The sequence below is a fragment of the Paenibacillus sp. YAE3 genome (assembly GCF_057546105.1).
Genome location: NZ_BAAIYF010000003.1, coordinates 191,856 through 218,110, shown reverse-complemented (window position 1 = coordinate 218,110; position 26,255 = coordinate 191,856). Strand labels below are relative to the sequence as shown.

Below are 26,255 nucleotides of genomic sequence, written 5' to 3'. Positions count from 1 at the left end.
TGCAGCATCCCGCAATCGATCCCGCTTAAATAATCCCCAGCTCTTTGCCTACGCGTTCGTAGACGGCAAGAACCTGATCCAGCATTTCCTTGCTGTGGGCAGCCGTCGGCATGTTGCGGATCCGTCCGGTTCCTTTCGGCACCGTCGGGAACACGATCGCTTTGGCGTATACGCCTTCCTCATACAAACGTTTGCTGAATGCCTGGGTTTTGACTTCGTCCCCGATAATGCACGGCGTAATAGGCGTCTCGCTGTTTCCGATGTCGAAGCCGATTCTTTTCAGCCCGTCTTTCAAGTAATTCCCGTTGTCCCACAGCTTCTCGATCAGCGTTTTGTCGTTCATCAAAATGTCGACCGAAGCGATGCAGGCGGCCACGGGCGCTGGCGGCAAAGCTGTCGAAAACAGGAACGGGCGGCTTCTCAGCTTCAGCCATTCGATCAGCTTTTTCGAGCCGGCCACGTAACCGCCGACGACGCCGATCGCTTTGGAAAGGGTGCCGATCTGGAAATCGATCCGGTCCGACAAGCCGAAATGCTTCACCGTCCCGGCTCCCCCGCCCAGCACGCCGGAGCCGTGGGCATCGTCCACGTACGTGATCAGATCGAACTCTTCGGCGATTTGCACGATTTCGGGCAGCTTCGCGATATCGCCGTCCATGGAAAACACGCCGTCCGTGATCACCATGATTTTGTTGTATAAACCGGATTCCTTGGCGGCTTTCGCCTGCGCTCTCAGGTCTTCCATGTCCGAGTGCTTGAACCGGATGATTTTCGCCTTCGACAAACGGCAGCCGTCGATGATGGAGGCATGGTTCAGCTCATCCGAGAGGATCGCATCGTTTTTGTCCATGACCGCGGAAATGGCCGCCATGTTGCAATTGAAGCCGGACTGGTAGGCGATGACCGCTTCCGTATGTTTGAATTCGGCCAGCTTGCGTTCCAGCTCCAGATGAAGATCCAAAGTGCCGTTGATCGTCCGGACCGCCCCCGCGCCTGCGCCGTAGGTTTTTGAGGCTTCAATGGAAGCGTTTACCAATCGTTCGTCCGTAGCGAGCCCCAAATAGTTGTTGGAGGACAGGTTGATCAGCGTTTTCCCTCCGATCAGGATGGTCGGTCCGTTGGGTCCTTGAAGCGGGTCAATGACGTTGTACAAGCCTTTGCTTTTTAAATCCTCGATGTTTTCCGTTAAAAACCGGTCCAGCGAATGACTCGGCATGCGAATCCCTCCTAAATATACATATGTCCGCAATCAGAGGACATTAATATTGTTAAAAACCCTTTATATACAAGTAATTATGTATATTCAATGTAGCACCTTTTTTAAGTTTTGTACATCCACCAAGGACATTATTTGCAAAATATTTTTGCATGCCGCATGTTTGCCTTCGAAAGTTCCTGCCCGGTCCGGCGTCAAAAAGTGGTTGCCAAGAACAGCAAAAAGAGCTAAAGTGAACGTATATGAACGATATGAACATAAATGAACGAAAAGGGAGTGTTTCTTTTGGAAAGAAGATATGCATCGCATCCGCGGGAAGTGAAACAGTTCGATACGGCGCGTTTGCGCGAAGAATTCCACATTCCGGTGCTGTTCACCCCGGACCGTCTGGAGCTTGTCCTCACGCATGAAGACCGCATGATCATCGGCGGCGCGTTTCCGGTGAACGAATCGGTGCGTCTGGACGTGGATTTGAAAGAGCTCGGCGTAGGTTACTTCCTGGAGCGCCGCGAAATCGGCATCATCAACGTCGGCGGCAAAGGCACGGTCGTCGTCGAAGGCGAGTCTTACGAGCTGGACCACAAGGAATGCCTGTTCGTCGGCATGGGCAACAAGGAAGTCGTTTTCAAAAGCGAAAGCGCTGCCGCTCCGGCCAAGTTTTACCTGAATTCGGCGCCTGCCCATCAAGCGTACCCGACCCAAAAGGCAACGCTCGCCGATGCCGAATCGGCCGATCTCGGCTCGATCGAAAATTCCAACGAACGCACCATCTACCGCTTTATCCACCAAAACGGCATCCAAAGCTCGCAGCTTGTCATGGGCATGACGCTGCTCAAAACGGGCAACATGTGGAATACGATGCCTGCGCACGTGCATCCGCGCCGGATGGAAGCATACATGTATTTCGACCTGCCGGACGATGCCGTCGTGTTCCATTTGATGGGCGAGCCGAGCGAAACGCGCCACATCGTCATGCGGAACGAGCAAGCCGTCATTTCTCCGAGCTGGTCGATCCACAGCGGCGTGGGCACAAGCAATTATACGTTTATTTGGGGCATGGCCGGCGACAACAAAATTTATTCCGATATGGACCCGGTGGACATGAAGGAATTACAATAGAACGTAAAATGTATTCAAGTTTAACCCTGATTCGAAATGAGGCTTGTACATGAACCCGATCCTGCGGCACGAGAAGATTATGGAAGCGCTGCTGACCAATCAAGAAGTTACGGTGGCGGAGCTTAGCGACATATTGAAGGTCACGGGCAAAACCATCCGCGAGGACCTGACCAAGCTGGAGGAGCAGGGGCTCATCCGCCGCGTTCACGGCGGCGCCGTTTTGGCCCAGGCGGACCAGTTCGGCATATTGCCCTCCAAAGAGCCGATTTCCAAAAACCTGGAGATGAAAAAAAACATCGCCCAAGCGGCGCTGAACCGCATCGTGCCCGGCGACATCGTCGCCCTCGACGGCGGCAGCACCACGCTGGAAATCGCGCGCCTGCTGCCCAACCAGCCGTATACGGTCATTACGAACGACGTCTATATCATCAGCGAGCTTTCCAAAAAAGACAAAATCAATCTCGTGGTTCCGGGCGGTTACCGGGTGCGCAACATCTTGACCGGCCCCGAAGCCGTGGCGTACGTCAAAGAGCTTAACATCCAAAAAGCGTTTATTTCGGCGACCGGCATCCATCTGGAGCATGGGCTGTCGGTCTATACCGGAGAACTGCTCGCATTCAAACGGGCGCTCATCGACACCGCCCGCGAAAGGATCGCGGTAGCGGATCATCATAAATTCGGGCAGACGGCGCTCCGGACCTTTGCCCGGCTTGAGGAACTCCACGGTCTCATCACGGACGACGGTTTGCCGGAAGCGGTGCTTGCGGAGTACCGCAAAGCCGGCCTTCCGATCGAGCTTGCGGGAGACCGGTGAAGGATAAAAGTCACAGTCAAGGAGCGGATGAAAGCATGAATCTGTTTAGTTTGGAAGGCAAAACGGCGCTGGTCACCGGCACCTCCGGCGGCCTGGGTCAGGGCATCGCCATCGGGCTCGCCGAAGCCGGCGCGAACGTCGTGTGCGTGGCCCGCGGTTCATCCGAAGCGGCCGTCGGAAAGGCCGCGGCTTTGGGACGCAAAGCTTCTGCCGTCAAGGCCGACCTGAGCGATGCCTCGGGGCTGCAGGCCGTGTTCGACGAAGCTTTGCAGCTGACGGGCAGCATCGACATACTCGTCAACAACGCGGGGACCATCCGCCGGACCCCTGCCAAAGACCACAGCGAAAAAGACTGGTTCGACGTCATCGACCTGAACCTGAACTCCGTGTTCCTGCTGTCGCAAATTGCCGGCAGGCATATGATCGAACGCGGCAGCGGCAAAATCATCAACATTTGCTCCATGCTCTCCTATCAAGGCGGCATCAACGTGCCGGGGTATACGGCAAGCAAACACGGCGTCGCAGGTTTGACCAAAGCGCTTGCCAACGAATGGGCCGCAAGCGGCGTACAGGTCAACGGCATCGCGCCGGGATACATGATCACGGATAATACGGCGCAAATTTTGGCCGACGAACAACGCAAAAAATCCATCACCGAACGGATCCCCGCCGGACGTTGGGGAACGCCGGAGGACATCCAGGGCGCGGCGATTTTCCTCGCCTCCTCCGCATCCGATTACGTCAACGGCCATGTCCTCTGCGTGGACGGCGGCTGGATGGCAAGATAAAACGAAGCAAGGCGTGCTGCCCGGGTTCTCCCGACAGGCACGCCTTTTGCATTGTCCGCCACCCCTCTTTTGTGCTATCGTCATGATCAAATATGCAGTTCTGTATAAGGGAGAATCGAACATGCAAGGATACAATGTCGTCATGATCTACAGCAAAGACATGGACCGGCTGCTCATGTGCAAACGCCTGAAAGATCCGTACAAAGGCTTAAGCAATCTGGTGGGCGGGAAAATCGAACCCGGCGAGCGCGGCATGGATGCCGCTTACCGGGAGCTTATGGAGGAAACCGGGATCTCCCCGGAAGACGTGACGCTTCATCACGTCATGGATTTTACGTATTATTTGCAGCACTGTTACGTCGAGGTGTATGCCGGCAGGCTGAAACGAGACGTCGATGCCGCGGGGGACGAAAACGAGCTGTATTGGAGCGATCTTGGCCAAAACTTTTTCGACATGACCTTGTACGCAGGCGAAGGCAATATCGGCCATATGATCGAGCAGGTCAACATGAGCGGCATTTTGCAGCAGTCAAAGGAATAAGCCGGCTACAAAAAGCTTCATCGTAACTGTTAAAAAACAAATCCGTTTAGAATTTGATCCAAGGTATTGACTATGACGTTAGGTCATAGCGCATAATTCTCACTATAAAACGACTTGGAGTGAGAGTTATGAATATAAAAACACTGCGTTCAGATCGGATTTACCAGAGATTAACGGCAATTCGGATTTTTGCATGCGAAAAACCCGGTATTTCCTACGCTAAGGAATTACCGGGTTCTGTTTCTTGGATACGGAGTGGCCATAACGCATTTGGTTGCGCTACTGTAACCTGCAAAAAGTTGAATCAGGGATCACTTTGCTTCAAAACCTGGTTGATGAGAAGTACCTAAAAGATAAAATCAAATCCCTTGTTTCTCGTATGATGGTCCTTTTGCCTGATGCAACAGAGAAATATCATTTCGTCAAGATTTAAGGATTTACATGTCAACCAGAAAGTATAAATACTCCTACAGACGAATAACTCGGAGAGCTGAGCACTGAAAAGAGCAAAGCCGTGTCTTTGGGGTAGTTCTAAAGTAGAACTAAGGATCCTGCGTTTCAGGAGTCCTTGCCGCACGGGACATTCATTGCTCTTTTTAGGGGAGGATTCACTTTTTTTGTACTAAAAGAATAAAAGGGCACTTCATTTGGTTGTAATTCATACTGATCAATCTCCTTATTAAGTGAAGGCGAGAAAAGTTCAAACCCGGGAACGGACTTTTCATTGTCAAAACTATTAAATAAGGAGTTGTTTTCATATGGCACTTGGTTGTGACACAGCAACAAAAGTGACGGCGGCACGGTTGAAGACGCTTAAAGATTACAAAATGACCTTTGTTGGCCGCTACCTGAACCGCGTTGAGGGAGCGCATGACGAATTGACAACTGCCGAAGTGGACACCATTTCGGACGGCGGATTGTTCATTGTATCCATTTATGAAAAGAATGGGGCTACCAAACAAGACTATTTTACTAACGCTAATGGTGTTAGCGATGCCACAGACGCTGTAAAGCTGGCAGGCAACTTGGGACAACCCAATGGAACTCCCATTTATTTCACAGTGGACACTCGGGATTGGACTACACAGGAGATCAAGGATAAGGTCGTTCCTTATTTTCAAGGGGTACTGTCGGTCTTGAATAACAGTTCCAAGAATCCGCACGGGTACAAAATGGGTATTTACGGTTCAAGAGCAGTTTGTTCTTACATCCGTGGCGCTTACTCGGCTACCGAACGGTATACGTTCATCGTAGATAGTTGGCCTGGCACTTTCGATGATTGGAACCTTCGGCAGTATAAATACAACACCGACCTTGGCACTGATGCTGCAAAAATTAAAGTAGACTATGTAGAGTCTTCTTCTAATGGCGGCGGAGGTTGGAAAAAGTAATTTTTCATGAATGGCAAAAGAAAGAGCGGCCTGTATAGACAGCCGCTCTTTCTTTAATTTTTTTGGTTATTTTAACTTATCCAGGGATGCGTCATAAGCCCAAGTTAAGCCTCCATCCTTGCTGGATAAATAAATGGTTCCAATAATTCCATTATCCCCGGACAGGCTAATAGGAAAACGTCCTTCTTTCCCGTTAAAGAAAGGCGAGAGCGGGTTTTTTGAATAATTCTCAAACTTTTCTGGCAGGCTGACAGGGAGTCGATCCCAAGTCTTTCCTCGATCCTTAGTCCAATAAATGATCGGATCGGGCGCTGTGAAATATCTGTATCCTAAAAAGCCGGTATCGGGGTTAGAGAAACCGACCCCCGTTAAATGTTCCGAATACTGATCATTCGGATTTCCTGTTTCGATCCATGTTTTTCCGCCATCCGAAGTCTGAAAGACAAAGTTTTCTGCGCATGCGACTCCGCATCCGTGGCCGACAACCATCCAGCCTTCTTTTTCCGATGTGAAACCGATGAATAGCTCATCACCCTTGGCGTCTTCGTTTTGAACGACGGTCTCGTTCCATGTCTTGCCCATGTTGTCGCTGATCAGAACATGAACCGGAGCGAATTTGTCAGGATCGGGATTATATACAATGGCAGTTTTATCTTCGGAGATGAAAAAGCTGCCTTCGCTTAGTCCTCGGTCGAAGGATTCCCTTGCCATATCTAATTGTAAAGGCGTTTTTGCAGTCACTTTCCCATTTCGATATGAGATGGAAACATGGCCTTCCTTATCAATCGAATAGGAATTGCCCGCGTCATAGGAGACAACTTGGTCCCCGACGAGGTTAGAATAGATCGTACCGGGTTTGAAGGCCGCGCTGTTTCCGCTTGTAACATTGGCGCAGGCTGCTAATACGCCCAGCGAAAGGACAACGGCACAGAACAGCATAAGTCCACTTCGTTTCTTCTTCATACTCAGGATGGACTTGAATCTTTGTTTCATGGTATGTTTCCCTCCTAAAAAATTCGTGGATAATGCTAAAAAGCGAGGACTCGGCTTCTGCATGACAGAGAGAATGACTTCGCAATATTTTTTGCGATAGGCTAGGCTTTGCTTAAACACGACAGTATCGTCGCAGTACAATTCAATTTCTCGACTGGCTTCCCGGACGAGCAGCCATACAAAAGGATTAAACCAATGTAGAGCATGCACCGTTACGAGCAGCAACTTATACAGAATGTCATGGCGCTGATAATGGACCAGCTCATGCTTGATGATGAACGTCAATTCTTCTTCGGAATACTGCTCATGCGGCAAAAGCAGCAGTGGTTTTCTGAAACCGACAAGCATCGGATTTGGCACTTTTTCGCTGGTTAGCACAGGGATAGACAAGGGAACGCCCATTTCGAGCATCATGGTTCGGATTCGGGCTGCGATTAGTTTACTTTCGATGGGTCTGCTCCAGCGAAGCGCCTGTTTTCTGAACGTGTAGTATCCTGCGACATGATACGCGAGAAACAACACCGCCCCGATCAGCCAGATTGTAGCTAGAATATAGAAAAGAGACGGGGCATGGACGGCCGGTTCGACGGCTGTCTGTACCTGTATGGGCTGTGCTGCAAGTGGATTTTCTACTTGCGTGTTTACTTGCGACATGCCTTGAGCGGTAGGGTTCATAATTGGGTTACTGGGTAACGGAATGTCGATTAAGCTCTTGTCAAATGAAAAATGGAAAGGCAATAGCAATCGGATCGCCAAAACCATCCATATCCAGTAAGTCCATTTTGCCGAATAATGTTTGCGCAACAGGGGAGTCAGGAAAAGTAAGATTACAATGAGTAAGCTGGTCGTAACCGAAATGTTCAGATAGTCTGAAAACAGGCTGGTCATCAGCTCTCCTCCCTTTCCACTTTGTCAATGAGCTCCCGCAGCTCGGCAAGATCGTTTTTGTTAATCGCTTTCCCGTTGTACAAGGACATCACCATGTCTTGAACCGAGTTGCCGAACAGTTTCATCAATGTGGATTTGCCTTCGCTCTCCTTATATTCGCTTTCCGATATGGCTGCATAGTACCTGTTATTTCGACCTTCTTTCTCACAAATTAGAAATCCTTTTTCCGTCAACCGTGCAAGGACAGTCATAAGAGTAGGCAATGACCAATTCCGCTTATCCCGAAGTTGATCCAGAATGTAAGAGGAATTTATCGATTGCCCCGTCTTCCAGATGATTAGCATTACTTCCAGTTCTGCATCTGGCAATCGTTTTATTTTTTCCATGGTTTTCCCTCACTGTTATACAATTGTCTAATACAATTAATTATACAATTGTATAATTGGAATGCAAGTTATTCCTAAAATTTTTGTTTCCCTGATCTTTGACGTCCCGAAAGGATGAAAGGTTGCATGTGGGGGACGTTTCGTGTAAGCATGCAAGCGGAAACCCGTTCAGCCTTCTGTTTAATTTAAGCACGGCCTTGAATTCCAACTATTTCCGGAAAAAGCGGCAGGTTCCATTGGGATTTTTTACGGGCCTCGTAAGAAGGCGTACCTCCCTAGTAGAAAAAAGAGCCCCTTTTAGGGCTCTATGCTCTCTGTAGTTTCTTTTAAAATAAATCTGTCATAAGTTTTTTGTACATTTTATCATCGATTTCGAGCAAGCTTTTTGAACCATCTTTAAATTGTACTGCGACAGTATGCGTTCCTTTCTTTTTCGCCGAAAGTCCTGCCAGCATACCGACAGGCCCCAAAAGAAGCGAGCCAGCTAATCCGCGACCTACAGCACTAACAGCGCTGGTCTGACTGCTTTCATCTACAACTTCATATGCTTCTACCGTATCTTTTGTAAGCTCTACTCTCTTGAGAAAACCAGTCGCAATCGCAATACATTTGCCTGTATTTAACACTATTTTTTTTTGATAGTCACCTGCTATAACCGCGTTTTTAGCCCCCATGATTCGGCTCCTCACACCAATATTTTCCTACATAATAACATAGAGTGATAAAATTCGGCTATTTTCGTTTTAATTTGTTTAGATTCAAATAATTTCATGGTTTTACTGCAATATGATGAAGTATCGTGGTCCATCGAAATGAGGCCCCCTAGGGTCATATTATAATGCGGGTTATTCCGTATTTTTTGTTAACAAGCTCAAGTTGATCGAAGAGCTCTTATTCAGAACTGACTTGTCTGATTTTAGCCGAGGTCAATGCACGATCAGTCTTTCTGGGGTCAGGTCGAGGTAAATGGCCAATGGCTCTAAAGTTGGAATGCACTTATGTAATATTCTTGTTGTATTGCATTACACCATTGTTATCTGAAGCTTGTACAAGTTCAAGAAACTCTCTCAGTAATGATAGCTGATATCGCATCTTCCTTAGGCAAATGGATAAATTGACTAATTCTCAAAATATCCTCTCTAAAAAGGTCTATGAGTTGTAACATCGCAGTACGATCCTTTTGTTTGGCAGCTTCAAGAAGTTTTATCATTTCGCTATTAGAGATAGTTGTGCAAGCATTTTTCGCTTCCATTTGTTCACCGCCTGTTGACTAATGTTAAGCTGTTTCGCTACTTCAACTTCTGTAAGGCCTTGTAGATATATTTTTTCAATAATTGATTTCCCCTGAGGGGGTAATGTGTCAAGCAATTGATGAACCCACATTTTTTCTTCTGTTTCCGTAGCAAAGTTTGAGTAGAAGGGCTCTTTATCATTGAAGGAATGTTCACGATTTCGTATCTTTTTAGCTTGATACTGAACCCTCCAACCAATACGATAAATTTCTGTTTTATAGTGTTCATAAATTTCTGTTTGTTCCATTTGTATCTCTCCCTTTTGTGATCATCGTGTATATATAGGGAAAACAAGGGGTAATTTTACAACTAAAATAGGAACGTTTGTTCCCATTTTTTTATTGTATCATTTTTTGTTGTTAAATGGTAAATCGAGTTTCCTAATAGATAGAAATTCGAAAAGGAGGGTACGGTATATGGAAGTTACGGATACAATATCATTAATTACAAATGTGGGTTTTCCGGTAACTTTGTGTTTCATTTTGATACGCTATGTCTTACAGACGATAGGTGAGAAACTGGATCGTTTGGACTTCTCCTTAAAGCAGCTTGCTCAAGCCATTCAATCGGTTCATAAAGAAACACAAGATTAAAGGTGTTGTCTATATGAATTGAAGTGATTACTTTGAAGTTAATTTCAATTTTGTATAACAGGATCTGCGAAATTACCTGGTTAATGAGAAGTCGGTCTAGGCTTTCTGTTCATTCTTCTCGTTATATTTTTTCCGGAAGATCATGGTCAATGGATCATGGTCTTTTTGCATGGGTAATGTAACAAAGTAGAAAGAAATAGTGTCTATATATCTGATGACATGAAAGTTGGGAGGATTTTTATGCTTAAAAAGTGGACTGCATCCGTACTTGCCTTCGCCTTATTTGCTTTGCCTATGACATCTGTTCCGATTTATGCTGCGGATGCATCAAAAGAAGTGATAATTAATAATGGTCAAATTAATAGTGGTCGAGTCCTCATTCCGCTGCGTGCCGTTTCTGAAAATCTGGGAGCGAATGTAAAATGGTCTCAAGAAAACAAAGAAGTTAAAATTCAAAAGGGCGACTCGACAATTCGCCTTGCTGCAAATTTCAAGGGGGCTATTGTTGAAACGCCGCCGACTGCTGAATTTCCTAATACTCCTCATCGGGAATACATTAGTCTCGATACTGCTACGCAAATTATGAAAGGAACGACTTATGTTCCGTTAGGATTTGTAAGTCAATCACTCGGAGCCAGTGTTACATGGGATAATAAAGCGAAGAAAGCAAGCGTCGTATTGGATGGAAAGCACATCATTATTAACATGGATCAACCGTCTGTTCAAATCCCAGAAAAACAAAAAATTACGGATGCACGTTTAAAGGTGTTGTCCGAGAAGCTAAACGAAGCAGGGAATACAGCATCACTGAAAAATGTTAGTGCACATTTTAAACCGTATTTTACTGATAAACTGATAAAATCGGTTGTTCAAAATAAAGGACTGGGTACAGAAAATACTTATACAGCTCCTATTACTTTGCCTGAATATATCAGTCAGACAAAAGCTCTACTTTCACAGTCTGTCATACTAGCAAATGGTTTGATGGGTGAAGACCAATATATAGAGGATCGGTCAATTACGCTTGTGTTTACAAATGGGGTATGGAAGGTGGACAATGTTAGCAGGGGATCTCGAACTCTGATTACAGGATACGCATTTTATGAATAATTAGTTTATTCAGACCAAGCAAAGAAGCCCCTTCGTAGGGCTTTTTTGCTTGGTTTTTTTGTTTATACAGTTTGGAATGCAATGAGTGCAGGAGTAGATGCCCCACCTGCAGTTGACATAGTAATTGTTCGAGTGATCGAGGCTCCCGGTGCAAGCTTTACAGTAGCGACCTCAACCGCTGGTTGTTCATTTCCAGAGACTTTCAGGTATGATTCAAGCTTAGGTACCTTGTATGTTACGCCTTCTCCGCTCCACCGAACTGCACCGGCGTAATAGTTTGTTCCGCGGGCGGCAACATAAACCTTGACGGTCTTTTCAGCACCAGTTGTATTGTTCAACGTAACATCAAGGTTATATTTAATTCCATAGTGACCTTTATTACTACTTGCTGGTCCTTGCGCAGGAGGAGCTTCGGGGTCTTTGTATGAATTGCTTGCTTTCATTAGATCATCCGTATCCCCGTTACTTGCATTGTAATATTTCCAACCACTGCCGGCACTATAGCTGACAGAGCTTTTAATATCGGCAAAATTCCAGGAACCACGAGGATGTGTTGCCCCATCCTCTGAATAGTAATTAACGACGGGATTTTGATTCTTTGTCAGGTCTGCGGTTGTATTATTGGCAGCAACTGTACGAACTCGATAATTCATAGCGGTATTGGATACAGTGTTGCTGAGCGAAAATTCAATGATTCCACCAACGATAGACTTATCTGGAACGGTCCATTCCTTTACTACTCCAACCTGTCCAGCAGCAACAGAAGAATTTTTCGGAGTAACACTATCCATCGTGCCTCCCACAAGTGCAGTAGCTCCGCAGATTCCGTGCTGAAGAATTGAACCACTTGGCAGTACTTGAACGGCGTCGTTTACATTATGGATCGAGTAGGAGGAAGTACCCGCATTGCCGACCGTAATTCCGACTTTGATAGAAGCTCCGGTATCATTATAGTGCCATACAAAAAAGCGGTAACGTACCGAAGAATTACCGGAAGAAGTATCGCTCCAAAGTGTGGCAAATCCATTTTTGAATGTGGTTGTTGTGGAGTTGATTTTTTCCGGATTGTCAGAACAAAAAAAACGGGTGCCTATAGCAGACTGAGAACCAACCAATAGCGTTGGTGTACCGGTTGGCTTAGGAATATTAACAATTGTTTTTGTGGTTTGATTACAAGACATATATAATCCCCTCTTTTTTTGGAAGTACAGCTTGTGGGGATAGATTTTCTATTTGTTGTGTATCCCTCACAACATTAGAACGGTCACAAGCTGGTTGGTGGATTGAGGGGATTTTTGTTCCCCTCAATCATATAGGAGCTTCAAGAGGGGCAAATACAACTCTACAAATAAAAAATAATAGCACTCTTTTTGAATAGAATTAAGAAAAGAATAGGGAACAGGCTCATGCTACCGGCTCTAAGGCGGCAAAAAACGCCACCTAAGAGCCGGTACGCACCGCTGCGGGGGTACTCGGGCCGATAACGAGAGCGCCTAAACCGGAAAAAGCGTCGGCTAAGGCGCTCTACGTTCCTGTCCCTCGCTTCACCCCCCGCACGGAGCGAAAAGCTTCTGTGGGTGTGGGCAAGGGAGGCATGCAAAAAGTTGCCCAAGCTTCGCCCGAAGAAAAACTTGAATTATTCAGAAACGAAATGATGGCCCCCTTTATGAAGCAATGGCAAATTCAACAGATTCCTTTTAAAGCTGAAGAGCCGCATGGGTTTGATGTTATTGCGTTTAATAGCATGATGCATCGGTCCCCTGATCAGATTACCCCTCAGCTTTCGGCAGAGATCGGGCTGATTTCGTCCGAATCCTTTTGGCAAGAGTGTGAGGAGGCTGTGAAGAAAAGCTTGTCTCTATTTGTAGAGCATGGAATAAACCTCCCCGTAACCGATTATTTATTTACCATTCAACTCGGGAATCCGGAAAACCGTTCCTTAACAATAAACGAAGGATACAGCGGCTTCGGGGGCATTCCCGGGTTTATCTGGGGCACGCTCTTGCCGAATGGGTACACGATTCCCCGAATGAAGGCAGCACTGGCGCATGAATGCAACCATAACGTGCGATATCAATTTATTCAGTGGGATCATACCGTTCATTTGGGCGAGCTCATTGTCAGCGAAGGATTGGCTGAAAACTATGCCACGTTCATGTTTGGCGAAGAATGGCTCGGCCCTTGGGTGACGAAAACAAACGCAGACACGCTGAACAGGCGCATCAAGCCTGTGCTTAGGGAGCAATGGCACGTAACCGGGTTTGATCAAATCGCTCCGTATCTTTACGGCGACGAAATCGCGAAACTTCAAAACTTTAAACCGGTCCATATGCCTTATAGCTCTGGTTACGCTTGCGGATATTATTTGATTCAATATTATTTAAGAAAAACAGGAAAAACGATCTTTGAGGCCACCCTAACGCCTGCTGATCAAATACTAGACGAAGCAAAAGGATTTTGGGATGAAGAAACCATTATTAACGGTTAAAAATATTGTCCAGATTACGGGCATTACCAGCCGGACCCTGCATTTTTCATGCCTCGATGCAGAGTTGCCGGCTTGCAATGCCCATACCTACAAATTCGATGCCCGAATCAAAAAGTGCTTTCATCAATACAACAATGAGGATTTGGCTAAAAAATCGCAAAAAGAAACCCTGTTCCTCCGTAAAAGGACAGGGTTTCTCTGAAGGTTGGCGGATAAGCCAAGCCTTTTCATAGAACTGCAATCGAAAGGAACGCCCGTAGCCGGAAATAGTTCGCCTCGCATCATTTATAACCTTGCATGAATATCGGGCTATACCAGCACCGCAAACGCCTCGTATGGCCGCAGCCTCATCTTTTCCGTCAACACGATTTCCGGATAAACGGCCACCCGCACTTTGCCCTCGACGAAATCGCGGCCGAGCGCAAAATCAAGCGGCTCCTTGCTCCAGTTCGATACGATCAGAAAACGCCTGCCCGAAAGGCTGCGCTCATAGGCGAACACATGGGCATCTTCCGGGGCGGCCAGCTTAAATTCCCCGTTGACCAAAAGTCCGTTGATCAGCGGATCGCTCCGCAGCAGGGCCAATTGATCGTAAAAATCCAGCAGCGATTGCCGGCTGATCTCGATCTCCCCCCGGGCTTGATCCGCAGGCCTAACCGGGGTTTGGGTGCCCTTTTCTGCCGATGCCCCGGCGGCGGCCGTTTCGGCGCGCTGCTCGCACACCGCTGCCGGGCGATCCAAGCCCAGGGCCGCCCCGCCATCCATCCCCGGAGTTCCCTGCATCAGCTGCAGCGTCAAAGCCATGCATTTGGCCGATTCCAACAGATAGGATCCGCTCATAATTCCGCCGCCCCGCCGAACTGCCGGGAACGGCATTCCCTCCCATCCATGGTTAGTGCAGCGTCCGTGCCGTCGGCGCCGCATCGGCGGCTGCCGTCCGGGCGGACTTCCACTTGATCGACGCCACGGCGCTTGCGAGCGCCAGGATGACGAATATCACACCGACCCAAGCATTGTAATAGACCGAGGAGCTTTCGATCACGATCCCGCCGACCGCGGAACCGACGGCGATCCCGACATGCGTCGCCGAGCTGTTCAAGCTTTGCTGAATGTTGGACGATTCCGGCGCCGACTTGATCAGGTAGCTTTGCATCGACGGAGAAATCGACCAGCTGAGCGCGCTCCACACCAGCATGACGATCAGGCATACATACATCGAAACGGTCGAAAGCGGCATCAGGAACATAATGACGGCAAATACGCCCACGATCGCCAAAATGCTTTTTTCCGCCCCGAACTTATCCGTCACCCAGCCTCCGAAACCGCCGCCGAGCACGGCCGCAATGCCGAACAGGAGATAAAACAAGCTGAGCACCGACGGGCTCAAATGCAGCGTCTCCTGCAAAAACGGCGTCAAATACGCGTAAAGCGTCAAATGTCCGGTCAGCATCAAGACCGAGATCAGCTGCCCGAAAATGATTTTTCCGTTCTTCAGGGAAGCCAGCTGACGGCGCAGCGGAATGGCCGGCTCCGGCTCCGTTTTCGGGATCAAAAGCTGAATCGCGACAAGCGAAACGACGGACAACGCCGTGATCATCACGAAAGGCGCGCGCCAGCCGAACGCGTTTCCAAGCATCATGCCCAGCGGCACGCCCAGCACCAGCGAACCGCTCACGCCCATAAAAATGACGCCGATGGCTCTGGCCTTAAATTCCTCGCTGGCCATTCTTGAAGCCATCGTGATCGACAATACGGTAATCAGCGCGCTGCTGGCCGCCGACAAAATCCGTGCGACGACCATCGTCGCAAAATTAGGGCTGACCATCGACAGGACGTTCCCGGCAATAAAGACGAGAAGCGCGCATTGGTACAACCGCTTCCGCTCCATGCGTGCCGTTGCCGTCAGCAGCAGCGGGCCGGAAATCGCAAACACGATCGAATACAGCGTAATGAGCTGCCCGGCGGCGCTCAGGGAAATGTGAAGATCCCTGGAGATCAAATCCAAAATGCCGCCGACGATCAGCTCGACCATGCCGGTCACGAAACAGGCTATCGCCAAAATGTAAATTTTAAAATTCATATGCCGGTGTTGCTCCCTTCTCTCTGGTTGTCGTTTCTTGGTTACTACCGTAATAGTAACTTATATCAAATTCGTGAGCAAGCACATTTTTTTCCTTCCAGGCTCAGCTGCCCAAGAAGTCGCATCCGGCTGTTCATGAGCCGTTTTGGACTCGTCTTCCGGCGGATCGCATAAAAAAAGCGGGCAGAGCATAAGCTCCACCCGCTTGAGGGGATCGTCTTTCAGCGTTCGACGCGGATCAGTACCGCAGCTGCAGAAGCTGGGCCATGATTTCCTTGTCGTTCATCAAAACATCATGATATTTGGTCGTAATTTGGGTCAGCAGCACGTCATGGTGGAAATAATCCGTAAAAACGCGCACAAACGGCTGGGATCTTGTTTTGATCGCCTGCCAGGAGCCGTCTTCCATGCCCGCAAAAATCGCTTCCGCATCGTCCACGATCAGCAGCCTGAATCGTTCCAGCGTCACATGCTGCTCGTTCGGCTCCATCACCGCCAGTTTTTTCAGCCCGCTTTGGACTTCCCCGACCGATAGCGCCTCGACGGCAACGCCTTCGCGCTCTTTTTCCTCGAGGATCGGCAATACCGTTTGGAAATCGTCCTTCCACGACGAATAGCGGATCGAACTTTTCGCTTCCAGCAGCATTTGCTTGATCTGGGCGTGGATCGAGGCGTCGGCCTTCAAACTCCAGACGCGGTCGTCCACGATCTCTTTTTTCGGCTTCTGCCGCTCAAGCTCCTGGATATCCGCCTGAAACTCGGCCGTCAGCTTTTCGACGACAAGCGGAATCGGCAGCGCCGTATACAGCTTTTTCTTTTCGGAAATCGACTCGAGCACCATCCCCTTCTCCACCATCCGGGAAATGACCTCGTAGATTTTTGCCTTGGGCACGCCCGAATATTTGACGATCATCGTCGCGTCCATCGGCTGCACCGACTGCGCCAACGTTTCATAAACTTTGCTTTCATACTGGGAAAAACCGAATTTATAGAGCAACTTGTCCAACTCCCGATCTTTCGAACTTGGTATTAATGTACCATAATTCCGGCATCCAATGTCAATTTTCATCATGCTGTGCCAATTGCTGTTTGAAATAAGCTGCGCAGCATCCATCCCCCCGGTATTGAAGGATTCCGTCCAGCTAACCTTTCTGATTCAGTCATCCGGATGAACAATATGAAAGCCAGCTGCCCAACAGGGCAACTGGCTTCTCACCGGAAAGATACTTTCCGAAGAATTCCGTCATTTTGTTTACGGTGTGATCGACGTATTGCTGTTAGTCATACAACTCAAAATGGTTTCCCCGTTATGAGGGTACCGGGACGCCTTTGCGGTCAGCCCGCCTTTGCGATTTTCGTGCCGCGAACCGATGCCGCACCATATACAACGAGCGCCGTCCAGATGAGCGCGAAGCCGATGAGCAGAACCGGCGAAACCGATTCCTTGAACACGAATACGCTCAGCAGCAGCATGATCGTCGGCCCGATGTATTGTACGAAGCCGAGCGCGGACAGCGTCATCCGGGCGGCCGCCCGCGCAAAAAAGAGCAGCGGCAGCGCCGTTACCACCCCGGAAAGGAGCAGTTCGACGAACATGGGCGCAGGCAGCGTCCATGCCGTCGCCTTTCCCGCGGCAGCCAAATAGATCCAGTAGCCGAGCGCGACGGGCAAAACGACAGCCGTCTCCGACAACAAGCCTACGGAAGCGTCTTGCACGATCTTCTTCTTCGCAAGGCCGTACAAGCCAAACGACGCGGCCAGCGAGATCGCGACCCACGGGAACCGCCCGTAGTCGATGGCGATGATGAGCACCGCCGCGCCTGCGATGGCAATCGCAAGCCATTGGCCGCGGTTTGGCTTCTCACGAAGGAAGAAGACCGCCAGCAGTACGTTCAGCAGCGGGTTCAAATAATAGCCGAGACTCGTCTCGACGACATGGCCGTTGTTGACTGCCCAGATGAAGATGAGCCAATTAGCGGCGATCAACAGTCCGCTGGCGGCAAGCGCCAGCAGGAGCGAGCGGTTAGCCGCAATCCGCTTCATGTCGCCCCAGCGGCGCTGGACGGCGACGAGAATACCCATGAAGACGAACGACCAGACAACCCGATGTGACAGAATTTCGCCTGCCGGCACATGGTCAAACAACTTCCAATAAAGAGGGAGAACCCCCCACATGATATACGCGATGATCGCGTTGATCAACCCGTTGTTCATCATTCTTTCCCCCTGCTCTCTCTGATGTCTGAACGGATTATACGCCTCGATCGTCGCTTAAGTAAAGTAAATTATTGCTTGGCAGTCGCCGCACTTGATAGATGCGCAATTTATTCGTAACTTAACGCATCGATCGGTTTCAAACGCGAAGCCTTGTAGGCCGGATAAACGCCGAACAGAATGCCGATCCCTACCGCGCTAAGGAAGGACAGCAGGATGGGCGGAAGCGTAATGACGATCGGCAAAGAGGCGAATTTTTCGAGCAGGACCGCCGCTCCGATGCCAAACAAAATACCGGTTGCCCCACCCAGCATGCTGAGGATCACCGCTTCGGCCAGAAACTGCGTCATAATATGTCCGCGTCCGGCCCCAATCGCCTTGCGTATCCCGATTTCGCGCGTCCTTTCCGTCACGGATACGATCATGATGTTCATAATGCCGACGCCCCCGATGAACAGCGATATCGCGGCGACGCCCTGAAGCAGGTTGGTCATGATCCGGTTGACGCCCTGCGCCGACTCCAAATATTCCTTCTGGGTTTCGATCCTGAAATTTCTGGCGTCGCTTGGCTTCAGATTATGCTGAATCCGGAGCGACTCTCCGATATCTGCGCTTGCTTTGTCGATCAGTTCCGGGGTTTTCGCCGAGATGAACATCGAGTCGATCCTTTTTGCGCCAAAACGGTTTTTCATCGTGGTCACCGGAATGTATAATTGATCGTTTTGCGTAGTGAAACCTTCCATTTTTTCAAGCACGCCGATGACCGTATATGGAATCCGGTTGATCTGGATCGTCTGGCCGACGATATTCCCTTGATCCCCGGAAAACAGGCGTTTCGCGGCTTCGCTTTCCAGAATGACCACATTCATGCCGTGTTCCATCTCATGTTGGGTAAAACTTCTGCCTTGCGCGAATTTAAATCTGAATACCTTGTCAAACCGGCTGAGGGTTCCCTCCACTTGAATATCGAAATTCCGGTGCCCCCTTGCCGCCTTTGCGCTGGCGGAGGCGCCTTTGGGGGCGACGCCGGCAACGGTACGCAGCTTTTCGATCCGTTGAACGTCATCCAGCGTCATTTGGTTGGCTTCATACGAATTTGTTCCGTTTGCGCCAACGTCCGGAACATAAGAATAAACAATGATGAGATTGCTGCCCATGCTGTTGATTTCTTTTTCAACGCTGGCCGCCGAACCTTTGCCGATCGCTACGATCGCGATGACCGCTCCGACCCCGATGATGATCCCCAGCATGGTCAGCAGGGATCGAAGCTTATTGGCCATCAGGCTCGCCAGCGATACGCGTACGATTTCCGTTACATTCATCCGCCCGATTCCTCCGCCGCCAGTCTGCGGTTCATGATGTCCCTCGACCCGACGATCGCGCCGCCGCGGAAATCGACCAGCCGTTTGGCGTATTCGGCCGTTTCCATTTCATGCGTGACAAGCAGTATGGTCGCTCCCCGGTCATTCAGCCGTTGGAAGATTCCCATAATTTCCGTGCTTGTCCGGCTGTCCAGGGCGCCCGTAGGCTCATCGGCCAGCAAAATGACCGGTTGGTTCACGAGCGCCCGCGCGATGGACACCCGCTGCTGCTGTCCCCCCGACAGCTCGCTCGGCTTGTTTAGCAGCCGGTCCCCCAGCCCTACCTGAACCAAAGCTTCAATCGCTCTTTTACGCCGCTCCTTGGCGGGTACTCCCGCGTACATCATCGGCAGTTCCACGTTGGCTAGCGCCGTCGCCCGCGGAAGAAGATGAAACTTTTGAAATACGAACCCGATTTTTCGGTTTCGAATGATCGCCAGCTCATGTTCCTTCGCTTCCAGAATCGAATAGCCGTCGAGATCGTATTTTCCGGAAGTGGGCCGGTCCAGGCAACCGATCATGTTCATCATCGTCGATTTTCCCGATCCGGAGGGACCCATGATCGCTACAAATTCCCCTTCGCCAATGGTCAGGTTTACGCCGCGGAGGGCTTCTATCTTCTGATCTCCCACATGATATACCTTTTTCATGTCTTCGATTTGGATTACCGTTTTCATATGTTCATGCTCCCCCTTATGCGTGTGTAACGCGTACGGCTGTTTAACCGCTCCAAGCGGCGTTCTCGGGGCTGTTGTCCGCCGGAGGTTCGGCCGGTATGACGACGGTGGCTCCTTTGTTCACGCCTGATATGATTTCTACCCGGTCGGGTGCGTAAATGCCGATTTCAACGGGCTGGAACACATACGTTTCAGGGTGCGCCGGGTCGGGCGCCAAATACACGCCGTCTTGCCCGCCTTCCGACTGCAGCGCAGCCAAAGGGATATACAAAACGTTGTTATGAGTAGCCAAATGGATCGATATCTGCATATTCATCCCCGTCTTCAGCGTCCCTTCCGGATCCTGGATCGAAAGCTCCACGGTGTAAGTCGTTATTCCGGCATCGGTCACGGCTTGCGGCGAAACGAAGCTGATTTTGCCTTCGTATTGCTTGTCAGGATACGAGTCCGTCCGCATGGTCGCTTCAAGCCCCGTTTTCATTTTTGCAATGTCGGTTTCGTCCACTTTGGCCTGCACTTTCAGCCGGTTGGAGTTCGCATTGTTCATGACGATGAATGGAGCGGTCGGGGTTGTTCCGACATCCCCGTTTACCTTCAAAATCAATCCGTCCCACGGAGCGGTGATCTGCAGTTTGGACAGCTCGCTTTCTTTTTGTTTCAAATCTGCTTCGGCCTGCAATACGGCAGCTTCGGCCGACAACACCGCGGAAGGCTCCGGCGGCGCTTCGGCGGCTTTTAAGCCCGCCAAAGCGGATTGGTAGGAAAGTTTGGCTTCCTCCTCCGCCTGCTTGCCTTTGATCACCGTTTTTTCATATTGCAGCTCTGCGTTTTCATATTCTTTTTGCGCCTTATCTAACGCATCCTGCAATGCCGTTTGCGCTTTGGCATATTGAAGTTTGGCGTTCTCATATTCGATGTTGGCTTTTTCCAGGTTTCTCTCGGCCTCCGTCGCTTCATTCAAAGAAACGGCGCCAAGGCCGAACAAATAGGACTGGTCGTCATACTCTTTTTGGCTTTTATCCAAATTGGCTTTTGCCGCCGCAACTTGCTGCTCCGCTTCCCTTAATGCGGCGTTTTTCCCCGGCTCCAGGACGGCCTGCTTGGCTTTTTCCAGATTGGCTTCGGCCGCCGCTTTCTGATTTTCGGCTTCCTTTAAGGCAAATGGATCATTCGCCGAATCGAGTGCCATTTTCGCTTTTGCGACATTCTCTTTTTGCGCCTCGATTTCGTTCGGCTTGGCGCCTTTTTGCACCTCGGCCAGCTTTGCTTTGACAATCGCCAAATTGGACTCGGCGCTTTTAATCTGCATTTTCGCTTCCGAATCGTCCAGCTGCGCCAGGACCTGTCCGGCTTTCACGCTGTCGCCGGGTTTGACGTTCACCTTGACCAGTTTGCTTGTCCCTGCGCTGGTAAAGTTCAGGTTTGCCTCTTTGGTCGCCTGAACGATCCCTGCCAGGCTAAGCGTATCCGTCACGTCTCCCTGCTCGACCTTCACGGTTTCATTCGGGAGCGCCGCGGCAGGTTTCGGGGTGGTTTCGAAATAGATCAAAATGCCGGCGCCGCATAATAAAACGACCGCGAACGCCATCCAAATCCAACGTTTTCTGCGCTTCCGCCTCAGAGAGGTTAATGTCTGATGATTTTCGATTTCAAGCACGCCGTTTTCCTCCACATTCATCATTTCGCATCCGCTTGGCCTTCTTTATAAAAGCCATGGTTTGTACAGCGCAAATTCCGCTTCCTTCTGCCGGATCGCAAGCTCCGTCGCCTTTCTTTCCCATTGCTTTACCTTGGTCTCGATCGTTTTGATTTCAATGCCGGGCACGAGCCCTCTTTTCCATTTATTTTCGGCCAGCGCCAGCTCGTTCCGGGCATTCTGAAGATTGCGCAGCAGTTCTTCGTATTGCGATTGGTACTGCTGAATGCTTAAATAAGCGTTTTTTAGCGTATCCGCCAATTGCTCCTTGGCTTGGGAAAGCTCCATCTTGGCCGTTTCGACGTCCAGCGCTTTCAGACGATATTCGCTCGCCGCCGTCCCGTTGTAAAAAGACGCTTCCGCCATCGCTTGCTTCACCGCATTTTCCTGCTTGTACAACGCCGGGCTGCCGGAAGAAGTCATGTCCTGAATATGTAACCCGATGTCAAGCGCTTTGGGCTTGCTGTATATCGGTATGTCTACCAGTTCGTATGCCGTCCCCTGCTTTTTCCCCAACAGTTTGCTTAGGGCATCCTCGGCTTTTTGCGAAGCGGCTTTGCTTTCCGCGAGTTTTTTCTCGGCTTCCATTCTCGCCTGAACCGCCTTCGCTTTGTCGATCTCCGATATTTTGCCGCGGGCCGCCTTGGCGAGCGCAATGTTCTCCTCCTGGAGCGCAACGTCCAACGCTTCTTTGTCCGCTGCCTCATGATCGGCAGCCATGATCGCCTCATGGTAGGCTTTCATCGTTTGAAATTCCAGCTGATCCATGGCAAGGGGAACTTGCTTCTGTGCATCTTCGTACATGCTTGCGGCGGCCTCGTATCGTTTGTACGCCGCGCGCAGCGCTTCCGCGTCACTTGGACCGTTGTCATCCTCACCGTCATGGTTGTCCCGCCTGGTCACCTGCTTCAGCTCGTCCGCCGCGCTTTGGAGCATGATCGCGTTCCGTTCCACGTTTTGATTGGCCGCCTTCAGCAAATGGCTGCTTGCTTTCGCCCATTGGACGGCCTGCTCCAACGTCAGTTTGACTTGGTCGGCGCTTGATTCCACGATATAACCTTTGACCACCGTTTCCGCCCGGGCAGGCTGCAGCATCGCCAATGCAACAAAAGCCGCCGCGGCAGCGGTCAAAGCCAAACGTCCAGTCCCTTTCATCGTCGCCCTCCCGATCCTGATCTTTTTTTCATGCCGGCTTATGCCGAAACTTCCGGAACCCTTTCACATGGGACATATTCCCATAACACTGTACCATTGCGCATTTTTTCATTCCATCGTTCTCCCTTACATTCGCCTTACATTTTTGTCATCTACATCGAATGGATGAAAGAAAGTCCCGTCTTTCACGCGGGATTCCCCGTAGATCAAGGAGGGGCAAGTAAACCTTTTGTGTCAAAACGCAAAAAAAGAACCCGAAGAGGATGACGATCTTCTCCGGGTTCCCTTTATGTTGTAGCCAAAGAGGGACGGGATGTTATGAAAAAGGATACCAAAATCCGCGCAGCACCTGAACTTTCAGCCAGATTCCGGCTGCGAGCAGCACGACCGCAAGCACGGCCATCGTCCAATCGAGCGGTTCCATGTCTTTGCCGCTGTACCAGGTACGGCGTTTTTGCGTCCCGAATCCGCGCAGCTCCATCGCGTTCGTGACGGAATCGATCCGGTGCAGCGCCGATTGAAGGACCGGCACGACGACCGCAGCCAAGTTGCGGATCCGCTGGGCGATGCTGCCGTCCTCTTTGGAGATGCCCATGCCGCGCGCCTGCATCGAATTCAGCGTGCTGCGGAATTCCTCCGTCAGATCCGGGATATACCGGAGGGCGATGCTGACCGCGTAGGCGATTTTGTACGGGACGCCGATCCGGTTCAGGCTTGCGGCAAACGCGCTCGGCTGCGTGGTGAAGATGCACAGGATCGTGATCGGCAGCAGCGTCAAATATTTGGCCGACAGCGTCAGCACGTAAAAAAGCGTTTCGCTGTTGATCGTGTTGTACCCGAGCGGAATGACCGGCGTATCTGTACCGGTAAGCCGCGTCGCGAACGTGGGCGTGATCAGCACGATAAAAATGCTGTTCAGCACGGTAAAAATGATCATCAGCCAAAACAAAAACGCCATCCGCCTAAACGGAATGCCCGCGGTGACAAGCAGGGCGATCCCGACGACCAGCATCGGCACGAAGACGCGCAAATCCATAAACATGTAGGTCATGACCGTCCAGGCCATAAAAAGCACCAGCTTGACCGCGCCGTCCAGCCGGTGAAACAGCGAGTTCCCAGGGGCGTAGAGGCTTCCCGTTCTATTCATGGCCTTTCCCCTTTTTCTCTGCGTTAATGAACGCCTGCACGAAACGCTCAGGCGATGCCAGCCCGTTGGCTTTCGCAAACAGCGACAGCGACGTTTCCTTCAAATGGGCGGCCTCCGTCACCGCCGGATCGCTCAGCACCTGCGCTACCGCATCTTCGGCGATGACCCGCCCCCCGCTCAGCACGACTGCGCGCACGGCATATTCGAGCGCCAAATACATGTCGTGGGTGATCAGCAAAAAGCCGATGCCTTGTCCGGCCAACGAAGCGATAAAATCCATAAACTCTTTATAATGGCGGTAATCCTGTCCGGCCGTCGGCTCGTCCAAAAGGATCAGCTTCGGTTCGAGCACCAAAATGGACGCGATGCTCAGCCGCTTTTTCTGCCCGTAGCTGAGCGCGGAGACCGGCCAATTGCGGAACGGGAACAGCCCGCACACCTTCAGCGCGTCCTCCGCCCGCCGCTTGATCTCGGCCGCCGGCACGCCTCTCGCCTTGAGCCCAAGGCCCACCTCGTCGGCGATCATATGCTGCGTGATCATCCGGTTCGGATTTTGCATCACGTACCCGATCGCTTCGCCGCGGCGGCGGATCGACCAGGAGCCGATATCCTGCCCGTCATAACGCAGCTCGCCCGATTGCGGCTTCAAAATGCCGGTAATCAGCTGGGACAACGTCGACTTGCCCGCGCCGTTGTTGCCGAGCAGCGCCACGATTTCCCCGGCGCCGATCCGCAGGGACACGTCCTTGATGACCGGATGCTCCGCCTCGTAGCCGAAGTTCAGCCCTTTGACCTCCAGCAGCGGCGCGGCAGTCTTCCGGTCCGAAACGTCCCCGCAGGTTTCGCACCAATGGTCGAGTTTCTCCTTCAGGTCCGGGATGTCGAGCCGCTGCGGCAGCCGCAAGCCGCTCACGCCTTCCAGCGGTACGCCCGCATACCGAAGCGCGTCGACGTACAGCGGCGGCCGCAAGCCGAATCCGTGGAGCACGCCCGAAGACAAGATTTCGTCCGGGGTTCCTATGGCCGCGATGCGCCCTTCATTCATAAGCACGATCCGGTCCACCGGCTGCTGCAGCACGTCTTCCACGCGATGCTCGATGATGATTACCGTCTTTTGGCTTTGGCGATGGATGTCGTCGATCAGCTGCATCGCCTTCCGTCCGCTAGCCGGGTCCAAATTCGCCAGGGGCTCGTCGAACAGCAGCACCTCGGCGTCGGTGGACAACACCCCGGCCAAAGACACGCTCTGCTTTTGACCGCCCGACAGCTCGTACGGGCTGTGCTCGGCGTATTCCAGCATGTCGACCCTATTTAAAGATGCCGCCACTTCCCGTTTCATTTGCGGGCGCGGCATCGCTTTATTTTCCATGACGAAGGCGGTATCTTCGGCAACCGTCAGCCCGACGAACTGGGAATCCTGATCCTGCAGGATCGTTCCGACGGTGCGGCTGAGCTTAAATATGCTCGATTCCGACGGGTTCTGGCCGGCAATTTTCAGGCTGCCGCTGGTCTCCCCTCCGTACGTAAAAGGAATAAGCCCATTGATGCAATGGGCCAACGTCGATTTGCCGGAGCCGCTGGGACCCGCGATCCAGATTTTCTCGCCGGGATAAATATCCAGCGTAATCTCTTTCAGCGTAGGCTCCGACTGGTTTTTATACTTGAATCCGTATTGTTGAAACGAGATGATTGGCTGCATAACCTTCAAAAACTCCTATTCCTTCGGGCGCTTCCCGCGCGCCTACTCGTTCACGCTCAAATGGCTCGTTTTGGCGTTTCTTTTCACAAAGCCGATGACGGCCGGAACGCCAAGCACCAAAAAGACGACGATGTTCGAAATCGAGGCCGCGGCCACCTGCACGACCAGCTTGTCGGAAGGTTCGCCCATAAACGCGATGTCGAACCAGCCGGAGAAAAGCAGCGACAAGACGATGCCGACGATGCCGTACACGATAAACAGTCCGATATGCTTTCCTTTAAAACTTCCGTTTTGCGGATCGAATCCTTTGGACAAATAGATGAGTCCCATAAACGCGGCCGTAATGCCCGAACCGAGCGCCCAGCCCCACCATACCGTACCGCTGGTCAGCAGGTCGTTCAGCACGTGGCCGATCAGCCCTGCGACGAATCCGACGACCGGCCCGAACAACGCGCCGAAAATCGCCAGCAGCGCGATGGCCGGACGCAGCGACGTATCGGGACCGACGGGAATGCCGATGAAGCTGGTGGCTCCGTACAGGGCGGCGCCGATGCCGATGGTCACCACGGTTCTTGTGCTTAATTGAAAAATGGATTTCTTCAAAGCA

At 50.9% G+C, this 26,255-nt stretch carries 26 protein-coding genes; 9 read left to right on the top strand and 17 right to left on the bottom strand.

What is annotated here, in order from left to right; translation table 11 throughout:
• Positions 1-25: 25 nt before the first annotated feature.
• Positions 26-1,216, bottom strand: a complete 1,191-nt coding sequence (locus AC27KL_RS07030) for a glycine C-acetyltransferase (RefSeq protein ID WP_487169263.1) — start codon at positions 1,214-1,216, stop codon at positions 26-28.
• 285 nt (positions 1,217-1,501) lie between these two features.
• Here AC27KL_RS07030 and kduI point away from each other — a divergent pair, with 285 nt between their 5' ends.
• The 5 genes from kduI (at position 1,502) to AC27KL_RS07005 (ending at position 5,869) form a co-directional block, all read left to right on the top strand.
• Positions 1,502-2,335, top strand: coding sequence for a 5-dehydro-4-deoxy-D-glucuronate isomerase (gene kduI / locus AC27KL_RS07025; protein ID WP_339321501.1), 834 nt, complete (start codon positions 1,502-1,504; stop codon positions 2,333-2,335).
• A 49-nt stretch (positions 2,336-2,384) separates the two neighbouring features.
• A complete protein-coding gene (locus AC27KL_RS07020) occupies positions 2,385-3,149 on the top strand; it encodes a DeoR/GlpR family DNA-binding transcription regulator (protein WP_036706788.1) in 765 nt (254 codons plus the stop codon).
• Between the two features lie 35 nt (positions 3,150-3,184).
• Complete coding sequence (gene kduD / locus AC27KL_RS07015; protein ID WP_339321502.1) at positions 3,185-3,937, top strand: 2-dehydro-3-deoxy-D-gluconate 5-dehydrogenase KduD; 753 nt, start codon at positions 3,185-3,187, stop codon at positions 3,935-3,937.
• A 121-nt stretch (positions 3,938-4,058) separates the two neighbouring features.
• Positions 4,059-4,478, top strand: coding sequence for an NUDIX hydrolase (locus AC27KL_RS07010; RefSeq protein ID WP_339321503.1), 420 nt, complete (start codon positions 4,059-4,061; stop codon positions 4,476-4,478).
• Positions 4,479-5,236: 758 nt separating this feature from the next.
• Positions 5,237-5,869 (top strand): glycoside hydrolase domain-containing protein, encoded by a 633-nt coding sequence (locus AC27KL_RS07005; RefSeq protein ID WP_487169262.1) that lies wholly within the window; start codon positions 5,237-5,239, stop codon positions 5,867-5,869.
• A 66-nt stretch (positions 5,870-5,935) separates the two neighbouring features.
• On the opposite strand, the gene AC27KL_RS07000 is transcribed toward AC27KL_RS07005, so the two are convergent.
• The 4 genes from AC27KL_RS07000 to AC27KL_RS06985 all read right to left on the bottom strand — a co-directional run bounded on the left by AC27KL_RS07000 (position 5,936) and on the right by AC27KL_RS06985 (position 9,675).
• Positions 5,936-7,750: a M56 family metallopeptidase gene (locus tag AC27KL_RS07000; protein WP_487169261.1), complete on the bottom strand. Its 1,815-nt coding sequence runs from the start codon at positions 7,748-7,750 to the stop codon at positions 5,936-5,938.
• On the bottom strand, positions 7,750-8,136 hold the full coding sequence (locus tag AC27KL_RS06995; protein ID WP_339321506.1) for a BlaI/MecI/CopY family transcriptional regulator: 387 nt from the start codon (positions 8,134-8,136) through the stop codon (positions 7,750-7,752). Before AC27KL_RS06995 ends, AC27KL_RS07000 begins: the two co-directional genes overlap by 1 nt.
• A gap of 326 nt (positions 8,137-8,462) precedes the next feature.
• Positions 8,463-8,810, bottom strand: a complete 348-nt coding sequence (locus AC27KL_RS06990; protein WP_339321507.1) for a hypothetical protein — start codon at positions 8,808-8,810, stop codon at positions 8,463-8,465.
• Between the two features lie 532 nt (positions 8,811-9,342).
• Complete coding sequence (locus AC27KL_RS06985; RefSeq protein WP_310860627.1) at positions 9,343-9,675, bottom strand: sigma-70 family RNA polymerase sigma factor; 333 nt, start codon at positions 9,673-9,675, stop codon at positions 9,343-9,345.
• A gap of 169 nt (positions 9,676-9,844) precedes the next feature.
• Here AC27KL_RS06985 and AC27KL_RS06980 point away from each other — a divergent pair, with 169 nt between their 5' ends.
• Entirely contained in the window at positions 9,845-10,021 is a 177-nt protein-coding gene (locus AC27KL_RS06980) for a hypothetical protein (RefSeq protein WP_339321510.1), read from the top strand.
• A 240-nt stretch (positions 10,022-10,261) separates the two neighbouring features.
• Entirely contained in the window at positions 10,262-11,131 is an 870-nt protein-coding gene (locus AC27KL_RS06975; RefSeq protein ID WP_339321511.1) for a copper amine oxidase N-terminal domain-containing protein, read from the top strand.
• Between the two features lie 62 nt (positions 11,132-11,193).
• Here AC27KL_RS06975 and AC27KL_RS06970 read toward each other — a convergent pair whose 3' ends face one another.
• Complete coding sequence (locus tag AC27KL_RS06970) at positions 11,194-12,312, bottom strand: hypothetical protein (RefSeq protein WP_487169260.1); 1,119 nt, start codon at positions 12,310-12,312, stop codon at positions 11,194-11,196.
• A 413-nt stretch (positions 12,313-12,725) separates the two neighbouring features.
• Between AC27KL_RS06970 and AC27KL_RS06965 the strand changes: the two genes are divergently transcribed.
• Together AC27KL_RS06965 and AC27KL_RS06960 are read left to right on the top strand one after the other, a co-directional pair.
• Positions 12,726-13,619, top strand: a complete 894-nt coding sequence (locus AC27KL_RS06965) for a DUF2268 domain-containing putative Zn-dependent protease (protein ID WP_487169427.1) — start codon at positions 12,726-12,728, stop codon at positions 13,617-13,619.
• A complete protein-coding gene (locus AC27KL_RS06960) occupies positions 13,594-13,821 on the top strand; it encodes a hypothetical protein (protein ID WP_487169259.1) in 228 nt (75 codons plus the stop codon). The genes AC27KL_RS06965 and AC27KL_RS06960 overlap by 26 nt, the downstream gene beginning before the upstream one ends.
• A 107-nt stretch (positions 13,822-13,928) precedes the next feature.
• Here AC27KL_RS06960 and AC27KL_RS06955 read toward each other — a convergent pair whose 3' ends face one another.
• The 11 genes from AC27KL_RS06955 to AC27KL_RS06905 all read right to left on the bottom strand — a co-directional run bounded on the left by AC27KL_RS06955 (position 13,929) and on the right by AC27KL_RS06905 (position 26,251).
• Positions 13,929-14,459 carry a hypothetical protein gene (locus tag AC27KL_RS06955; protein ID WP_487169258.1) on the bottom strand — a complete coding sequence of 177 codons (531 nt, stop codon included), beginning with the start codon at positions 14,457-14,459 and terminating at the stop codon, positions 13,929-13,931.
• Between the two features lie 52 nt (positions 14,460-14,511).
• Positions 14,512-15,699 carry an MFS transporter gene (locus AC27KL_RS06950; RefSeq protein WP_487169257.1) on the bottom strand — a complete coding sequence of 396 codons (1,188 nt, stop codon included), beginning with the start codon at positions 15,697-15,699 and terminating at the stop codon, positions 14,512-14,514.
• Positions 15,700-15,937: 238 nt separating this feature from the next.
• Positions 15,938-16,696, bottom strand: coding sequence for a TrmB family transcriptional regulator (locus AC27KL_RS06945; protein ID WP_036706774.1), 759 nt, complete (start codon positions 16,694-16,696; stop codon positions 15,938-15,940).
• Between the two features lie 338 nt (positions 16,697-17,034).
• Complete coding sequence (gene rarD, locus AC27KL_RS06940; protein ID WP_487169256.1) at positions 17,035-17,913, bottom strand: EamA family transporter RarD; 879 nt, start codon at positions 17,911-17,913, stop codon at positions 17,035-17,037.
• 110 nt (positions 17,914-18,023) lie between these two features.
• The gene (locus AC27KL_RS06935; RefSeq protein WP_487169255.1) at positions 18,024-19,235 is read right to left on the bottom strand and encodes an ABC transporter permease; all 1,212 of its coding nucleotides are present in this window, start codon (positions 19,233-19,235) and stop codon (positions 18,024-18,026) included.
• The gene (locus AC27KL_RS06930) at positions 19,232-19,951 is read right to left on the bottom strand and encodes an ABC transporter ATP-binding protein (protein ID WP_487169254.1); all 720 of its coding nucleotides are present in this window, start codon (positions 19,949-19,951) and stop codon (positions 19,232-19,234) included. Before AC27KL_RS06930 ends, AC27KL_RS06935 begins: the two co-directional genes overlap by 4 nt.
• Positions 19,952-19,994: 43 nt before the next feature.
• Positions 19,995-21,629, bottom strand: a complete 1,635-nt coding sequence (locus AC27KL_RS06925; protein ID WP_487169253.1) for an efflux RND transporter periplasmic adaptor subunit — start codon at positions 21,627-21,629, stop codon at positions 19,995-19,997.
• Positions 21,630-21,653: 24 nt separating this feature from the next.
• Positions 21,654-22,802: a TolC family protein gene (locus tag AC27KL_RS06920; RefSeq protein WP_487169252.1), complete on the bottom strand. Its 1,149-nt coding sequence runs from the start codon at positions 22,800-22,802 to the stop codon at positions 21,654-21,656.
• A 316-nt stretch (positions 22,803-23,118) separates the two neighbouring features.
• The gene (locus AC27KL_RS06915) at positions 23,119-23,949 is read right to left on the bottom strand and encodes an energy-coupling factor transporter transmembrane component T family protein (RefSeq protein WP_487169251.1); all 831 of its coding nucleotides are present in this window, start codon (positions 23,947-23,949) and stop codon (positions 23,119-23,121) included.
• Positions 23,942-25,648: an ABC transporter ATP-binding protein gene (locus tag AC27KL_RS06910; protein ID WP_212951727.1), complete on the bottom strand. Its 1,707-nt coding sequence runs from the start codon at positions 25,646-25,648 to the stop codon at positions 23,942-23,944. The genes AC27KL_RS06915 and AC27KL_RS06910 overlap by 8 nt, the downstream gene beginning before the upstream one ends.
• A gap of 42 nt (positions 25,649-25,690) precedes the next feature.
• Positions 25,691-26,251 carry an ECF-type riboflavin transporter substrate-binding protein gene (locus AC27KL_RS06905; protein WP_487169250.1) on the bottom strand — a complete coding sequence of 187 codons (561 nt, stop codon included), beginning with the start codon at positions 26,249-26,251 and terminating at the stop codon, positions 25,691-25,693.
• Positions 26,252-26,255: the final 4 nt, after the last annotated feature.

Bases quoted from the DNA above. Each gene is read 5' to 3' on its own strand.
- AC27KL_RS06985 (WP_310860627.1), bottom strand. From the start codon at position 9,675: ATGGAACAAACAGAAATTTATGAACACTATAAAACAGAAATTTATCGT.
- AC27KL_RS07030 (WP_487169263.1), bottom strand. From the start codon at position 1,216: ATGCCGAGTCATTCGCTGGACCGGTTTTTAACGGAAAACATCGAGGAT.
- AC27KL_RS06915 (WP_487169251.1), bottom strand. From the start codon at position 23,949: ATGAATAGAACGGGAAGCCTCTACGCCCCTGGGAACTCGCTGTTTCAC.
- AC27KL_RS06965 (WP_487169427.1), top strand. From the start codon at position 12,726: ATGCAAAAAGTTGCCCAAGCTTCGCCCGAAGAAAAACTTGAATTATTC.
- AC27KL_RS06955 (WP_487169258.1), bottom strand. From the start codon at position 14,459: ATGAGCGGATCCTATCTGTTGGAATCGGCCAAATGCATGGCTTTGACG.
- AC27KL_RS06920 (WP_487169252.1), bottom strand. From the start codon at position 22,802: ATGAAAGGGACTGGACGTTTGGCTTTGACCGCTGCCGCGGCGGCTTTT.
- AC27KL_RS07005 (WP_487169262.1), top strand. From the start codon at position 5,237: ATGGCACTTGGTTGTGACACAGCAACAAAAGTGACGGCGGCACGGTTG.
- AC27KL_RS06995 (WP_339321506.1), bottom strand. From the start codon at position 8,136: ATGGAAAAAATAAAACGATTGCCAGATGCAGAACTGGAAGTAATGCTA.
- AC27KL_RS07020 (WP_036706788.1), top strand. From the start codon at position 2,385: ATGAACCCGATCCTGCGGCACGAGAAGATTATGGAAGCGCTGCTGACC.
- AC27KL_RS07010 (WP_339321503.1), top strand. From the start codon at position 4,059: ATGCAAGGATACAATGTCGTCATGATCTACAGCAAAGACATGGACCGG.
- AC27KL_RS06975 (WP_339321511.1), top strand. From the start codon at position 10,262: ATGCTTAAAAAGTGGACTGCATCCGTACTTGCCTTCGCCTTATTTGCT.
- AC27KL_RS06930 (WP_487169254.1), bottom strand. From the start codon at position 19,951: ATGAAAACGGTAATCCAAATCGAAGACATGAAAAAGGTATATCATGTG.
- AC27KL_RS06925 (WP_487169253.1), bottom strand. From the start codon at position 21,629: ATGAATGTGGAGGAAAACGGCGTGCTTGAAATCGAAAATCATCAGACA.
- AC27KL_RS06910 (WP_212951727.1), bottom strand. From the start codon at position 25,648: ATGCAGCCAATCATCTCGTTTCAACAATACGGATTCAAGTATAAAAAC.
- rarD (WP_487169256.1), bottom strand. From the start codon at position 17,913: ATGAACAACGGGTTGATCAACGCGATCATCGCGTATATCATGTGGGGG.
- kduD (WP_339321502.1), top strand. From the start codon at position 3,185: ATGAATCTGTTTAGTTTGGAAGGCAAAACGGCGCTGGTCACCGGCACC.
- AC27KL_RS06990 (WP_339321507.1), bottom strand. From the start codon at position 8,810: ATGGGGGCTAAAAACGCGGTTATAGCAGGTGACTATCAAAAAAAAATA.
- AC27KL_RS06980 (WP_339321510.1), top strand. From the start codon at position 9,845: ATGGAAGTTACGGATACAATATCATTAATTACAAATGTGGGTTTTCCG.
- AC27KL_RS06970 (WP_487169260.1), bottom strand. From the start codon at position 12,312: ATGTCTTGTAATCAAACCACAAAAACAATTGTTAATATTCCTAAGCCA.
- AC27KL_RS06935 (WP_487169255.1), bottom strand. From the start codon at position 19,235: ATGAATGTAACGGAAATCGTACGCGTATCGCTGGCGAGCCTGATGGCC.
- AC27KL_RS06950 (WP_487169257.1), bottom strand. From the start codon at position 15,699: ATGAATTTTAAAATTTACATTTTGGCGATAGCCTGTTTCGTGACCGGC.
- AC27KL_RS06960 (WP_487169259.1), top strand. From the start codon at position 13,594: ATGAAGAAACCATTATTAACGGTTAAAAATATTGTCCAGATTACGGGC.
- AC27KL_RS07000 (WP_487169261.1), bottom strand. From the start codon at position 7,750: ATGACCAGCCTGTTTTCAGACTATCTGAACATTTCGGTTACGACCAGC.